We start from the raw sequence: 15,966 nt of genomic DNA, 5'->3' as shown, positions 1-15,966 counted from the left end.
GTAATCTTGGCTCCTAATTGTATTGAAACTTTAATAGAATAACATTGATTCTATTAATATATAGGATTGTAATTGATGAAAGTTAAATTACAAAAAGGAGATGAATAATGTGAGTAAGAAAATAGCAATGATAGTGATAGCGTGTCTTGTTATGTTTTCTACGTTTCTTTCAGGGACTGGTATCGCAGCGCAGAATGATACAGAAGCTGATTTCCAGAATAAAGTGGGAAATATAGGGATTTCATTAGATGTTAATGATCCGATTGGTAGTCAAGAGCAAGTAAACTTACAAGTAACATTAAGTGCGGATGCAGGAGCGATTGTAGATGAAAATGGTCTTATTGCAGTATCGATACCTAGAGAAATATTTTCGGCAGGTGATGTGGAGGACTTACATTCAGAGGAAGGTGCCTTTGAATTTGTTAGTTTAGAAAACCCTTCAGCAAGCGATTCGGATTATATGGTAGTTTATGTTAGACCTAACCCAGAATTTAGTGAAAATGGTGCATGGTCTGCCTCGTTTAATATAGTTTTCCAAGCTCCGTTGATGAGGCCAGATACGACAATTAACCCAGAGCAAACATTTAAAGTAGAATATAATGGGCAAGAGGTTTCTAAAACAGTTTCTATTAAGCCAAGTGAAGGCGGAGAACCGTCTCCATTTGAGAAATGGTGGAAAGGGTCTGTCGATTCGAACGGTGTGGGATTACTTAATACGACGCAATCACGTTATAACACATATCATTTAGCAGTGAATCCTTTTCAGACTGCTGAATTAAACAATGTTACAGTTAATGATACAATCCCGCAAGGTTTGCAGGTGGATCCAAATCCACGATTAACAGATGGGGTTATTGCAACGGATTCATCAACTGTAGATGGTATTAGGATTATTCGTGTTAATGAGGATGATTCAAGAACATACGTAACGAGCCAATTTAAAGATAATATTTCATTTAATGCAAACACTCAAGAATTAAAAGTCACATTTAATCATGTTGGTATGGCTGACTCATATTTGATTGAATACAAAGTTAATGTCACTGAAAATCTAGATATTTATAAGAACACAGCTACGCTTACTAGTGATGAAGTCACAAAATCAGATACAGTTTTAGCTAGACTTAATGGGAATGATAATTTTAATAAAGTCCTAAATAAATCTGTGGATAAAACAGTAGTAACTAAGAACGATACAAAACTTACCTATACATTGACACTCGCTTCTATTACAGGAACAATCAAAGCAGGACAAACGTTCACGGATAAATTAGATGATCGTTTAGTGTATGTTGGGATTACGGAGAATAGTGAGATGTTTGAAATTACAGAGCAAGATAACCTCCTAACACTAACTGTAAAGGAAGATATTCCAATTGGTGAACGCCAAAGTGTAAGTTTTGAAGTTAATACCTCTGCTTTAAATCCAGGTGATAGTGTATCTAATACGGGACAAATAAATCTAAATGGAATTAATTATAATTCAAATACAGTAACCACAAAGAAAATTGATGGAACAGTCATCTTGAAGAAAGTCGGAGAAACTGGCAACCTTCTTGCAGGAGCAAAATTCAACTTGTTTAATAGCGATAATCAGCTTATCCAAACTGGTATAACAAATGAAAATGGAGAATTAACTTTTCTTGATTTATTGCCAGGAAACTATTATTTAGTTGAAACAGAGGCGCCGGATGGCTACGAGCTAGATAGTACACCTATCAATTTTGAGGTGACAAATAATAGCATTACCCCTATAGAATTACAAAAGGAAAATAAATTAATAAAAGGGGCACTTAAGGTCATTAAGCAAGACGGAGCTACTGGTGAAAAATTAAAAGGTGCAGAATTTAAACTGGAATCTGAAAGCGGAGAGGTTTATACAGGAACAACTGATGAGAATGGAGAATATCTATTTGAAAACCTCTTGCCAGGAAATTATGAATTGATAGAAACTAAAGCGCCTGATAACTATGTATTGGATGAATCTGCACATAATGTGACTATTAGTAGTGAGAAAAGTGAAACGGTTGAAATCACTATTGATAATACAGAAATGCTCGGATCCGTTCAACTAACTAAAAAAGATAGCCGGAATAAAAAAGAATTGAGTGATGTAAGCTTTAACTTAGTGGACGAACAGGGCAATGTGGTACAAGAGAACCTAGTAACAAATGAACTTGGCCAAATTTTTGTAGAGAATCTAAAGCTAGGCAAATATTCATTTATTGAAACTGAGGCAAAAGATGGATACATTTTAAATAGTGAGCCTGTTGAGTTTGAAATTACGAAAGACAATTACGATACGACAATAGAACTTATTAAGCTGAATGATGAGATGTTAGGTACAGTTCAGCTTGAGAAGCTCGATAAGGATACAAAAGAAGCATTAAGTAAAACACATTTTAAACTGTTGGATGCGGACGGAAGAGTTGTAATTAGTAATCTCGTTACAGATAATGATGGGAAAATTCAAGTTAAAAATCTGGCTCTAGGCAAATATTCATTTATTGAAACAGAGGCAAAAGATGGATATATTCTTAATAGTGAACCTGTTGATTTCGAAATTACAGAAAGTAACTATGAGACTGTTATTGAATTAGTCAAGTACAATGAAAAAGACTTAGGAACTAAAGAACCGTCTAAGCCAGGGAAACCAGATGAATCAGGGAATAATAAGCTTCCGAGCACAGGAGATTGGATTGGATTTTCAGTCATTCTTGGTGCAATCTTAATTGCCATAGCTATCCAAATTATTAAGAGAAAACGTGCGTAAAAACAGTAAGCCTGAATAAGGCTTACTGTTTTTTTATAAAAATCCCCCCTTTCTAAACTTAAAAAAAGGGGGGGGAGTAATTATTTCTTATTGATAAGGGCTTTATATTTTCGCTCATTCATTTCCATTGCTTCGTTTGTAAAATAAACATTTTCAACGCGGGTTTCAGGAAATACACGAAGCCATCGTTTAGTTATTGTTTCTTCATCAAACAAATCTTTTTCTATAATTGTTCGAGTGAAAAGGCGTTCTGGCTGGCTAGGGAGAGTGAACTGAATTTTATAAATGAATCGTTCATCCCAAGGGTTAATAAAAGTCATTTTTTTACTCCTTCTATAATATTCTTCCAGATTTTATTATAAAACAGCAAGATGTCTAGAAAATGTCAAAAAGACAATTATAGGAGTTGTTTTTTTGATTTTAGTTCAGTTTTTCTAAAGCGGAATTGATTAGAGTTAAATCACGGGGCGCTAGTTTACGATGAATAGAAACAATTTTTGAGTGGACATGATGATTTATCAATCTTTCAAGTGGAATATTCGTTAAAATCAAGTCAGCTTCTTCGTCACTTTCAACCTCAATAAAACGCAAATTAAATTTATTTACAAATGCCGCTTTTAGTTCGTGAATGATACTTTTGTTCATAATATATGACATATCTGTTTCAAGCCGCACCTTAATTTCACGTTCGAAAATATGTAAGGATGAAAATAAATTTAAAAGAAGGGCATATTTAGGTGCTAAATATTTCTTTTCAAGAAAAATAGAGTCATGACTTTCTTCGTATAATGTATCAAGTAGATAATCGATTTTATTTTTCAAATTAACTAACTTATTTTGCGTATAAGGTAAGAACTTAGAACCACTGATTCCTGTTGAAAAATTAGTTGTGAGACTTGCGAATAAATGGTCGGAAAAGGCAGTTAACGTAAATAATCTCTTTTTAGCATTGGGAATGGGGGAAAATTCAGCCTCAAACTTTTCAATGAAAAGTTTATTTGCTCGAAACAAGCGGGAGTTGTTTACATGATTGGTTCTATAATTTGATAGAAGCAAAGGTGTGATTTGGGGTGTCTTACTTTGGATAATCATCAAGAAGTAAAGAAAAGCGATTTCTCCATCGTGTAATTTAATAGTAGGTGTGAATTCTGAAATATGCTTTTTGAAGAGGGAATAGCCGCTATTGTTTGTTAGAAGCTCCTCCCAACTAGGATTAAAAGGAATATAATGCCCATTCCGGCGTCTTATAGTACCAATAGCAAGGAAATAGATAATTTGCTGCTTCTGTACAAGATTTAATTCAAGATTTATTTTTTGTAGCAGTCTAGTTACTACATATTGTAAATGTTTCTCATCAACTTGTGAGAACGGCCATGCTTTTCCCGCAAACAGTCTCCAAAATGCCATATTCATAAAGAAACGGATTTGAATTTCGTCACCAATAACATTAACTTCGCTTCGAGTAAAAGAGAGGTGATAGGGCGTAATAGCTTCACGCATCTTTGTTATCTGCCTTCTAACGGTAGTTTCGCTCAGGAAATTTTCGTACGCAAATTTTTTAGTTGAAATAAATGTCTCAGTAAAAATACTGTAAAATAGCTTGTACATCGTTGTATTTGAAGTTAAATAGATTAGAAAAAGCCCAAAATCTATATTGCTCTCTTGTATCTCAAGATAGACTCCGCGTCCTTTTGATATATGTAGTTGAATTCGATTGTTGTTAAAGTCTGCAAGATTATCTTTCAGAAGAGAGATAGATTTAAGTATTAAAGCAGGTGTTTTTTCTAACTTTGCGGCAAGCTCTTCCGTAGTAAACCACCTATCTTCCTTTCTAAGAATTTCCAATAGATTCCATTCAAGTTCGATATTCGCGTCAAATAAATCTAATCCAATTAGCATGTTAAATCCCCCTCGTGAAATATTAGCTGTATCATGTATTAAAACATAGTGAGTAAGTGGGAAAAAACAAAATTCGAGAAATAAAAAGTGCCTTTTTGTTTGTTTTGATATTTTTTTTATGGTAATGACAAAGGCTTCAAATTAGATTTATAAACCTTAGTAAAATTTTTTACGCAAAAAGTTGCTTTTAATATTTGATTTTTTGATTTTTTAGAGACTAGATTTAGAATTATACTAATAAACGTTGAGTCGCCAATTGGTTATTGCTGCAGCAAATGGAAACTCAAGCACTAAGTCATTTTACTGACTCAAAAAATAAGTTTACATCTAAGAGTTCTCAAAAAGAAAGATTCGGTAATTATTGCATCTTGACTATATAACTTCAAGACGATATATCTTGGGAGTTAATTGGACAAATGATTGCTGACAAAAAACTTACATTCAAAGGAGAAGAATTAATGAAAAAAGGTTTAATCAAAGGGACTGCAATTCTCTTAGTTGCAGGTCAAGTTATCACAACAGCATTGCCATTAGCTGCGAGCGCAGAGGAAGTTCTAGATGAAAATATCCAAGTAACAGCGGATAAAGAAGCAACAGCAAATGACGGCATTCAAGTCTCTGAAGGATCTACTAGCGAAAAAGAAACATCAGCAGAAGACAATAAAGCAACAGCTACTGAGTCAAATGAGAAAAGCCAAGCTATAAAAAATGAAGAAGCAACAGAAGAAGATGAAAATAATGCATCATCACGTTCAGCAAGTCTTTACTATGCAGCAAGCTTTGATGGAGCTAGAAACATCGGAAAAACTAGTTTAAATGGTAATTATTTAAACCTACACACAGCTGCATGGACTGCTTTTTCAGATTCATTAGCTACTGAACGTATTAGAATGCACAATGAAATCACTTTAGATCCAGCATTCTACGAATTCTTCGATAGTGACGATTGGTATGACTATTTAGTTTATGATGGTACAGAAGGTTCTGATAGTCCTCAAATGAGTTCGATTTCTAGAACAACAACGATTGATGAGGGTTGGTTACTTTGGAATCGTGAAAGATATTCAACACAAAATGTAAACTATTATATTATTGAAAGTGGTCAACTTAAAGAAGTGAAACACAACACGCAAAAGCATTACACATATTTGAATTCTTGGAAAGACAAAGAATATGATGATGCAATAGTTTACAATAAAGACAATAAAACATTAATTTACCGTACAGCAAATTATGATGGAACTTTTTCTGCTCTATGGAATACACTAGACTTAAGATTTGATATTCAAAAATGGCAACAAGATACTGGAAAACAAATTGAAAAGAAAAACAAATATAAATTCTTAGTTAAAGGTTATGAAACTAAGAAGGATAGATTATCGTCTAGTCTTTTGAGCGGTGGTTCATTACTTCCAATTAAGAGTAAAACTATCTCTTGGGATAACCGTCCAGGTGCTAACGAAGGAGATATGATTCAAACAACTCTTAATGATTTGACAACTACTTCTACAAAAGCAACTGGTACAGCTGAACCAAATGCAGATATTGAAATTAAAGTAGGCGACAAAGTTATCGGTTCTGGAAAAGTTGATAGTAATGGTAATTTCAGTATTGATATTCCTACACAAGAAGTAGGAACAGTAGTAGAAGCTGTAGCAACTTTAGGTGATCAATCATCAAGCGATACTACAATCGTTACTGAAGAAGTAGTAAATTTAGAAAAACCAACTATTGATGATTATATTGTGAATGATGGATTTGTTACAGGTACAGCTCCAGAAGGCGCAACAGAAATTTGGATTTATGATTCTGCTGATACTTCAGGAAATCCAATTAATAAAGTACCAGTTAACGAAGACGGCACATATAGTGCATATGTAAACAATAGCGATAAAATGCATAATGTAGGGAATGTATTTACGGTTGTAGCAAAAGCAGGTTCAAGTGAAAGCTCTGAAAACTCTGTTGTATTACCAAGAAAACTTGGTGCGCCAACTATCAATCCGTATCTTGTAAATGCAGGTTATGTAAAAGGTACAGCTCCAAAAGGTGCAACTACAATTACTGTATATGACCACGAAGGTAAAAAAATCCGTGAAGTTCCAGTTAATGAAGACGGAACATACTCCGTATATGTCAATGATAATGAATTAATGCATACAGTGGGTAACTATTTCACAGTTGAAGCATCTGATGGACACGGTGGAAAAGGCTCTAATCGTGATACGGTAAGAGAACGTAAAAATCTTGCAAAACCAACAATTGATCCTTATTATGTTGGGACAGGCACTGTGACAGGTACTGCTGTTGGTGCGCAATATGTAACTGCATACGACAAAGATAATCAATTCATCAAACAAGTTCCAGTGAAAGCAGACGGAACATATGCAATTTATGTGAACGACAATAAAAATATGAATGTTATTGGTAATGCCTTTAAAGTAGTTGCTAAAGATGAAAACTGGACTACAAGTGAAGCAACAAGCACAGTTTTAGGTGAAGAAGTAGTGTTGAAACCATTAGATTATACTATTGGTGAAGGCTTAGTTACAGGTAGTTATGAAGGTACTGGTGTAACGAAGATTGAGCTAATTGTCGATGGTCAACGTAGAAATGGTCAAGTAAACACTGCGGATAAAACGTTTGAAATCTGGGCACAAGACATTGTAACAAGTGTTGATCAAGATGTGTATGTTTTGACAACAGTAGGTGGCATTGAGTATAAACAAAAAGTTAATGTTATCCAAAAATCGACAATTACTGCTAAAGATTTCGTAGCAACAGCGAATGAAGGCTGTGTTATTGGTTCATTTGATGGTGGAATCCAAAAAGTAGTATTGTTCGTAGATGGCAAAGAAACACGTAACGGTCAGGTTGATCTACAAAATGGTACATTCAAAGTTTATGCGGCAGATTATACAGGGCGTAAACTTGAAGTGTCTGGACAAACTTCAAATGGTAAAGAATTAGCTCGTGCAACAGTTAAAGAAACAAAATAATTTATAATAGAATCCCTTCTTCTTTCTAAAAGAAGAAGGGAGGATATTTTTAATGAGTGAGGAAGGAATAAAATGAAAAAAGTTTTAAAATTTTTATTTACAACAATGGTAGTAGCGATGCTAGCAGTGACAGTAGTAGGATGCAGTTCTACTAATAATAGCAGTGATTCAGCAACTGATAAAACAGCTGATGCAAAAACAACTTCTACAAGCAAAAAGACTACAGAAAAAAGCGCTTCAGAATTAAATAAAACAAAAGTTATGCAAGACATTGAAATGACGCCTAAGAAATTTACTTACAAACAAGATGATACTTTTAATGAAAAAGGTAAAAAGTTAACAGTTATCGAAATGAATATCAAAAATAAAACGAACATGAGCTTTGGTGTTGGTGCAGGGGACTTCTATTTACAAACTGGAAGTGGCGATAAAATCAAGACTTACGGCTACCACGATAGCTTTGGAGAAATGATTGAAGCAGGTAAAGAATTAACTGGTAATGCATACTTTGCAATCCCTGAAAATCAAACAGATAACTATACACTAGTATATAGCCCCATCAACAATGATAATAATGTGAAAATCGAATGGAAGTTGGGCTCAGTTTCTAAATAAAAAGGGAAGGGAAAAATGAATGGTTAAAGAAAATAAAGTAATGATGTTCAGTTCGGTTCATGTTTGGAATGATACGCGGATTTTTTATAAAGAAGCACTATCTTTAGCAAAAGCTGGATTTGAAGTTGATTTCTTTGCAATTGATAATGGGATGCAATTGCAAACATATCCGGGAATTAATATTCATGTTTTACCAGAAAGCAAATCGAAATTATCACGTGTTTTTAGGTGGCGTAGGCTGTATAAAGCGGCGAAGCAATCTGATGCTAAATATTATCACATCCATGATCCCGAACTGCTCATACTTTTTCCAAAGTTAAAGAAAGTTAAACCCATGGGTTCAAAGTTCATTTATGATATGCATGAAAACTTCCCTAAAGATATTGAAACAAAAAGCTGGATACCTGCTTTTTTGAGAAAGCCTTTAAAAAAGCTGGTTTTAGGCATGGAAAAATATACCATGAGCTACTGTGATCATATCATTTTAGCTGAAGCATCTTATCGTGATGACTACGTTCATCTAGAAGAGAGGCGTGTCACTTCTGTTTATAACTTTCCGGTGTATGTTGAGCGGATAGGAAAAAAGATTGATATAAAGCCGTTTACATTGATTTATGTAGGAAGTATAACCGCTGAGCGAGGAATTTGGGAGATGTTAAAACTTATGAATGCTTTGGAAAATGGATCTCCAAGCAAGTATCGTTTGGAGTTATTGGGTCCAATAACTAAAAGTCTACAGATGGAAATTAAAGAATATTTAAAAAAATGCAATTTAGAAAAAGTAGTAACGTTGTATGGTCGAGTTCCCTATCCAGAGATTTGGAAAGCATACAGTACAGCTGATTTAGGACTATGCCTATTACATGACATTCCGAATCATAGAAATTCGATGGCAACAAAATTATATGAATATATGGCAGCTTCCTTACCGATTTTGGCTACTAATTTGCCAGACTGGGAAAGTTTTATAGAAAAACATCAATGCGGAGAAACTAGTTCACCGTTCAATATTAAAAAACTAGTGAACATTGTAGAAAAACGAGCTGAAAATAGAGAAAAATATTTGCAAGAAGGTTTGAATGGCCGTCATGCTTATGAGATGAACTATAACTGGGAGATGGAAGCGAAAAAATTATTGGTAAATGTTTATCAATATAAAGAGATGGAGAATTAAGAAAATGATACATGTAAAATCGATTAATCAGTTCTTCGACAGTTTAAAAAAATTGTGGTTCTGGTTTATTATCATCCCCCTAGTTTTAGTTGCTTTAACATTTTTAACTACGCATTTTTTAGTGAAACCTACTTATTCAACTTCTACACAATTATTAGCTACACCAGCAAATACTGAAAATGCATCTCAAACGTCAGATAATGTAAGATCCTCTATTCAGTTAGCTGATACGTATAGCACAACAATTGCGAGTAGTCGTACATTGCAAGAAGTCATTAAGATGAATAAATGGGATATCTCTACTGCGGAATTAGCAGATAAAATCACTATTAAAAGTAATACAAATTCATTGGTTTACACAATTAGTGTTACTGATGGTGATCCAAAAGTGGCTCAAAAAATTGCAAATGGTATAGCCGAAGTTGCGCAGAAAGATTTTCCAAAGCTTTTTAATGGTACTAATATCATCATCTTAGAAAAAGCTGATACAGCGCAAACCGTTACTAATGTCACTAAATATATTTTGGCAGCTGGGCTCGGTTTAGGTTTAGCCGTTGTCGTAGTTTTACTTCAAATTAGTTATGACAGTGTCATCCGCCATAAAGAAGCCTTAACGGATTTAGAAATAACTTTCCTTGGGGATATACCGTATATAGAAGGGATAGATAACTAATGTTCAACCAAAAAATTAAACTACATCCTATAAATCCAAAAGGTGACCTAAATGTTTTTAAGCCTAAAGAGAAATTATTGCTTTATAAACGGGGAGAGAAGACGTTTGAGGCCGAAAAGATTCGGGCTATTCAAGTAAGTTTACAACTCTCGTTTTTAGCTCAAAAAAAGCATAAACGCATAATGTTTACTTCTGCTAACAAAGGTGAAGGAAAGACTTTTTGTATAAGTAATATAGCCCAAGAAATAGCAAGACAAGGGAAAAAAGTACTCCTAATGGATATGGATTTGCATAGACCTCGTCTGACACGTCAACTATCATTTGATAGAAATAATGGACTGATGACGGTTATGCAAAATCCTGATTTGCTAAGCCAAAGTATTTTTGACATTGAAGATGATTTTCATTTTATGCCAACAGGTCCTTTGCCTCCTAATCCGCTTGAAATTATAAGTTCAGAGGGTTTTAGAGGGTTACTGGAAAAACTTGACGATATGTATGACATTATTTTAATTGATACACCTCCTATTCGTGTTCTAGCTGATGGCCGGATTATCGCCTCTCTCTGCGATGGTGTAGTATTCGTAGTGCGAGAGGGCGTTACGAAAATTGGAGAAATTGAAGAAATTAAAGCATATGTAGATAGTTCAGGAACGCCATTAATTGGAGCGATATTAAACGGTCACCAATATAACAAGAAAGATAAAAGCACCTATGCTTACTACTAATTTATGGAAAAATAAATTTCATTTAATGCTGTTGCTATTTATTATCGCAGCAATTGTAATTTTAGAGATTTGTATTTTCATGCCATATGGATATTTAATTTCGCTGTTATTTTTACTTGTTATTCCTGTGGTTTTCAAAATCAATTATGACAAAATAACAAATGTTTTAAGTTTTGTTATATTATTTGCTGGTTTTTTTGGGTCTTATTTAGGGATCCCCGGTAGTGAGAATATTTTTTTGTTTCGACTTCTAATTCCTGTACACTTTATCTTATTTTGTGTGACGCAAAAAAAAGATTGGCAACGATTGAAATATGTAAAATGGTTTTTTATAGCCTTTGTATTGTTTCTTTCGGGCATGACAATTACGCTGTTTTGGACACCAGATATGAGTTTAAGTATTCGGTACTTATATTTTACGTTTGAGTGGTTGTATGTCATCTTTCTCTGTGTGTATTACATTAATGATACTAAAAGGTTCCATCTGTTTAGTAACTTGTTAACAATTGTCTACATTGGTATTTTAGGTTTGGGAATCTTTGAAGTATTAACAGGAATTCATTTATCGCGTTCCGGAAGCTACTATTATGAAACTACAACCAGTCAATTTCAACCTACAGGATTTTTACTAAATACAAATGATTTTGCCTCCGAAATCACAATACTATTACCATTCGTAATTTTCACCCTCACGCGGATTAAAATGAGTTGGCTACGAATTACATCCATTGTTTTAGTGTCGTCGCTTGCACTATATCTTGTCATTATGACCTATTCACGACTTTCAATGGTAATTATTTTAGCTGAACTATTTATTTTCTTGCTTGCATGGTCGAAAGTGTGGTCACTAATAAGCATTTATGTTGGGTTAATGGCAGGGATGTTGTTACTTACATTCTCTCGCTCTGACTTTATTAGTAAGATTATATCTATCATTTCGAAAGCTTTTAATGAAAAAGGAGGGTCAACAAGCGACCGCATGGAGATGTATAAATTATCTTGGAAATTAATAAAGGAATCGAAATTCAATGGCATGGGGGCAGGGATTCTGCCAGTAAAACTAGACTATTACATGTATGGCTATGAACGGTGGGAAGACAATTATTTTTCAGCGCATAACTACTGGTTAGAGGCTTTGGCAAACGGTGGGTTGCTTACATTCATTCCTTTACTTATATTTTTCGGGCTTATTCTTTTTTATGGTGTAAAGTATATTTTAGAAAATGGCTTTAATCTAGTGGGTATTGTTGTTCTATTAGTCTTAATGAGCTTTTTCTCAGCAAGTATTGGACTCAGTAATTCAATTGATAAGCGTCACCTTAGTTTGGGAATCGGTCTTGCTATAAGCATGCTGAATATTTATTACTTTAATAAAGGAGAATCAGATTTTGGTACTAGTTAGTATTATTATGCCGGCACACAATGCAGAAGAACATATCGAGTCTTCCATAAATAGCGTCATGCTCCAAACCTATCAAAATTTTGAGTTATTAGTTATTGATGATTGTTCACAAGATCAAACAGTAAATCTTGTGAGGGGCTACCAAGACGAACGAGTGAAGGTAATTGAATTGAAAGAAAATGTTGGTGTAGCAGCCGCAAGAAACCAGGGGCTTAAACAAGCTTTAGGAAAATATGTCGCTTTTTTAGATAGTGATGACTTGTGGAAAGTTGATAAGTTGGAGAAACAAATTCAATTTATGGAAGATAGGGAACTAGCACTTAGCTATACAGCTTATGAAGTGATGGATGCTGCGGGTGAAAAGGTCACCGGGCGTGTGACTATTCCAGAGAACATTTCGTACAGACAACTACTCAAGAATACGATTATTGGTTGTCTTACGGTGATTATTGATATAGAGAAAACAGGAAAAATAGAAATGCCAAATTTAGGGGGAGCGGAAGATACTGCAACATGGCTTTCTATATTAAGAGAAGGTCATAAAGTGGCAGGACTTACAGAATCGCTTGCCTATTACCGAAAAGGTAACACCTCTTCTCTGTCAAATAACAAATTACACATGGCTAAACAAATTTGGTTAGTTTATAGAGAGAATCAAAAATTATCTTTTTTACAATCGTTAATTTATTTTCCTTGTTACGTATGGAATGGATTTTTTAAGCATTTGCGTACAGGGGGATCAGTGAAAACAATAAGATAGGAAGGGATTTCATGGCATATAAAACAGTTGAGCACTTAAGTAATTTAAAACAAAAAGAAAAAAGATTATTAGATGTATGCTTGTCACTTATTGGGCTTATAGTCTTATCACCGTTTTTCTTATTTACTGCCATACTTGTAAAATTTGATTCACCAAAAGAGAAGGTGATTTTTACTCAAACTCGAGCAGGTAAATTTGAACAACCATTTCAAATCTATAAATTCCGCTCTATGCGTAGCGATGCTATAGTTAGCCCTAAACAGAGCACTATTTATGATTGGGAGAACGGGGTTCCAGATGACTTTGTTTTTAAGTCTATTTCAGGAGATCAACCTAATGTTTCTAAAATAGGTGCGTTCATTCGTAAATTTAGTTTAGATGAACTTCCACAACTCTGGAATGTTCTAAGAGGTGAGATGAGCATAGTGGGACCAAGACCCGAAATATTGGATATAACGAAATGCTATTCTCCTAGTCAAAAGAAAAGGCTAGCAGTACAGCCAGGAATAACGGGATGGGCTCAAGTCAACGGACGCAGCAATATGAATCATGGTCAAAAGATGAAGTTAGATTATTATTATGTAGAAAAATTTAGTATGAAGCTGGATTTATTGATTATTTTTCTCACCATAAAACAGGTTCTAATTGGTAAGGACGCAGTATAAAAAATGAATAAAAAAATAACCGTTAATTATATTTTCGTTTTGCTTTATCAAACGTTACTCATTATTACACCCATATTTACCATGCCCTATGTTATCCGAGTATTACAACCAGAAAATATAGGTATAGAAGCTTATGTAGGTTCAGTAGTGCAGCTTTTTATTGCGTTTGCTTCGCTAGGCATTGGTGACTATGGAAGGAAAGAAATTGCCGCCGTTATAGATAAACGTAACCTGAAAACAGAATTTTTCAGTTTATACACAATACAATTTGTGTTTTCAACATTAGTACTAGTTGTTTATCTGGTCTTTGCGTTTTTAAGTACAAGCTATACACAATTATTTTTGATAAACAGTCTAACGATTCTGGCGTATGTATTAGATGTGACATGGTTCTTTACGGGGCAAGAAAATATGAAAAACATTATGATTCGTAATATGGTTGTCCGCATTGTGTCGATTATAGGAATTTTTATGCTAGTGAAAGAACCAGACGATTTATCAATATATATTCTTATCAATGCTTTATCTTTATTGCTGGGACAATTAGTTACGTGGATTCCACTTTTAAAACAATTACGAGGTTTCAGTATTAGCTTTCAATTAGTAAAAAAACATATTTTTCCTATATTAATTTTTGCTGTTGTTCCAATTCTAACACTCATTCCGACAGCGTTAAATAAAGTTATTCTAGGTAATGTTGCCGCTGAAGTAGATGTAGGGTTTTACAACCAATCATTCAAGCTAATTACGTTGTTCGTTGTCTTTGTAACAGCTCTTTCAACTGTAATGAGCCCGCGAATGGTTAAACAATACAATTCTAGGAGCAGAGAAAGCTTTGAAAGTTCATTTTATTTTTCTGTTCAATATGTGTCATTCAGTACTTTACCTATCGTAACAGGATTAATTGCGATAGCCCCGTCCTTTATACCTTGGTTTTTAGGTCAAGATTTTCAGGCCTCAGTCATTAATTTACAAATACTAGCTCCGAGTTTATTCTTTTCTGGCTTGGCAGGGGTTTTTGGGATTCAAGTACTTATCACTTCGGGGAAAAATAAAGCCTATACGAGTTCCGTATTAATTGCTTCTGTGTGCAGCTTTATCACGAACCTTATTTTGATTCCTCACTTGAAAAGCATAGGAACATCTATTGCTTATCTTATATTTACAATGGTGTTGTGTATACTACAGGCTTATTTTGCTAGATCATTTTTCGATGTAAAACAGACAATCAAGAAAATGAGGCCGTATGTATTGGCAAGTGGAGTTGCGTTTTTAGGAGAGATAGCCATTTCGTACTTCCGAATAGGATTAATGTATACAATGGTTTTGCAAGTTGTTGTAGGCATAGTTGTTTATGGTGCATTTTTAATTTTAAAGAAAGATTCCTTTGTTGAAAAGATAAAGCAAATTATTGTTGCGAGACAAGGAATGCGTCGATACAAAAGAAAGGAGTCTTAATATGTTTAATTTTAATAGTATCCAAAACATGCATAATCTTTTAAGGAAGAAAGAAGAACTGCTACAGGAAATATCTGGAGAAAAGATTGTTGTAGCTGGTGGAAGCAGTGTTTTATATAGTTTCAACACAGATGAAATTACTGAGGTTCTTGGGAAAGAAGTTATCAATTTTGGAGTTAATGTTGGGCTAGGATTTTCATATTTAGCCGAGTACATGGAGAAACATTTAAAAGAAGGAGATAGAGTGATTTTACCACTTGAGTTCAATCAATATACAAACCCTCCATATTATGTTTTTGGTTTCGGTATTGATATGTTTCTAGAAAAACAAATCCGTAGAAGACGAAAAAGATACAAGCAGAAATGGAAATTATTTTTACTATCTTTAAAACATGCATATAGTTCTTCAAATCCTGAAAAGATGGCTCGTCGAAAGCAAGCGAAATTTGGCAGAACAGGATGCTATCTAGAGTTAGATTCACAAATTTGTGAACCAGATAAGAAAAAACAAATTGCTTTTCCGAGCCACTATACCAGAACTGCAGCTATAGATGAAATTTTAAAGTTTATTGAAAGAATGGAAAAAAATAAAGTGAGTGTAACAATTCTGCCACCTGCTTTCTTCGCAAATGAAATTAATGAGAGCTATTTAGAACAACTCTATACGGAATTTAAAATATATTTACCAACAGGATTTAATTTTGAACTATTTCGTTTAGAGAAAGAAGAGGTATATGACTCGGTGTACCATGCTAATTCCAAAGGACAAAAGAGAGTAACAAACGCTTTAATTCACTTATTGGGAAAGGAACTAAAATGA

Annotated in this window: 13 protein-coding genes; 11 read left to right on the top strand and 2 right to left on the bottom strand. The window is 34.1% G+C overall.

The genetic code is table 11. The features are described 5' to 3' along the window. Positions 1–109: 109 nt before the first annotated feature. Positions 110–2,773, top strand: a complete 2,664-nt coding sequence (locus CFS04_RS11420) for a collagen binding domain-containing protein (protein WP_088810817.1) — start codon at positions 110–112, stop codon at positions 2,771–2,773. Between the two features lie 80 nt (positions 2,774–2,853). On the opposite strand, the gene CFS04_RS11415 is transcribed toward CFS04_RS11420, so the two are convergent. Beyond that, on the bottom strand, positions 2,854–3,093 hold the full coding sequence (locus CFS04_RS11415; RefSeq protein WP_088810816.1) for a hypothetical protein: 240 nt from the start codon (positions 3,091–3,093) through the stop codon (positions 2,854–2,856). 100 nt (positions 3,094–3,193) lie between these two features. Continuing rightward, a complete protein-coding gene (locus CFS04_RS11410) occupies positions 3,194–4,672 on the bottom strand; it encodes a helix-turn-helix domain-containing protein (RefSeq protein ID WP_088810815.1) in 1,479 nt (492 codons plus the stop codon). A gap of 416 nt (positions 4,673–5,088) precedes the next feature. Here CFS04_RS11410 and CFS04_RS11405 point away from each other — a divergent pair, with 416 nt between their 5' ends. The 10 genes from CFS04_RS11405 (at position 5,089) to CFS04_RS11360 (ending at position 15,966) form a co-directional block, all read left to right on the top strand. Then, complete coding sequence (locus CFS04_RS11405) at positions 5,089–7,671, top strand: Ig-like domain-containing protein (protein ID WP_088810814.1); 2,583 nt, start codon at positions 5,089–5,091, stop codon at positions 7,669–7,671. Positions 7,672–7,743: 72 nt separating this feature from the next. Next, positions 7,744–8,286, top strand: coding sequence for a DUF4352 domain-containing protein (locus CFS04_RS11400; protein ID WP_088810813.1), 543 nt, complete (start codon positions 7,744–7,746; stop codon positions 8,284–8,286). Positions 8,287–8,305: 19 nt separating this feature from the next. Further along, a complete protein-coding gene (locus CFS04_RS11395) occupies positions 8,306–9,460 on the top strand; it encodes a glycosyltransferase family 4 protein (RefSeq protein WP_088810812.1) in 1,155 nt (384 codons plus the stop codon). A 4-nt stretch (positions 9,461–9,464) separates the two neighbouring features. Continuing rightward, positions 9,465–10,133 (top strand): YveK family protein, encoded by a 669-nt coding sequence (locus CFS04_RS11390; protein ID WP_088810811.1) that lies wholly within the window; start codon positions 9,465–9,467, stop codon positions 10,131–10,133. Next, the gene (locus tag CFS04_RS11385; protein ID WP_088810810.1) at positions 10,133–10,861 is read left to right on the top strand and encodes a CpsD/CapB family tyrosine-protein kinase; all 729 of its coding nucleotides are present in this window, start codon (positions 10,133–10,135) and stop codon (positions 10,859–10,861) included. The genes CFS04_RS11390 and CFS04_RS11385 overlap by 1 nt, the downstream gene beginning before the upstream one ends. After that, positions 10,848–12,263: an O-antigen ligase gene (locus tag CFS04_RS11380; protein ID WP_088810809.1), complete on the top strand. Its 1,416-nt coding sequence runs from the start codon at positions 10,848–10,850 to the stop codon at positions 12,261–12,263. Before CFS04_RS11385 ends, CFS04_RS11380 begins: the two co-directional genes overlap by 14 nt. Beyond that, a complete protein-coding gene (locus tag CFS04_RS11375; RefSeq protein WP_088810808.1) occupies positions 12,250–13,023 on the top strand; it encodes a glycosyltransferase family 2 protein in 774 nt (257 codons plus the stop codon). The genes CFS04_RS11380 and CFS04_RS11375 overlap by 14 nt, the downstream gene beginning before the upstream one ends. Before the next feature lie 11 nt (positions 13,024–13,034). Then, the gene (locus CFS04_RS11370; protein ID WP_088810807.1) at positions 13,035–13,688 is read left to right on the top strand and encodes a sugar transferase; all 654 of its coding nucleotides are present in this window, start codon (positions 13,035–13,037) and stop codon (positions 13,686–13,688) included. A gap of 3 nt (positions 13,689–13,691) precedes the next feature. Continuing rightward, the gene (locus CFS04_RS11365; protein ID WP_088810806.1) at positions 13,692–15,146 is read left to right on the top strand and encodes a polysaccharide biosynthesis C-terminal domain-containing protein; all 1,455 of its coding nucleotides are present in this window, start codon (positions 13,692–13,694) and stop codon (positions 15,144–15,146) included. 1 nt (position 15,147) lies between these two features. Next, positions 15,148–15,966: a hypothetical protein gene (locus tag CFS04_RS11360; RefSeq protein WP_088810805.1), complete on the top strand. Its 819-nt coding sequence runs from the start codon at positions 15,148–15,150 to the stop codon at positions 15,964–15,966.

This window comes from Listeria sp. ILCC796, from assembly GCF_900186175.1.
GTDB lineage: Bacteria > Bacillota > Bacilli > Lactobacillales > Listeriaceae > Listeria > Listeria goaensis.
This window is presented reverse-complemented; position numbering and strand designations above follow the sequence as displayed.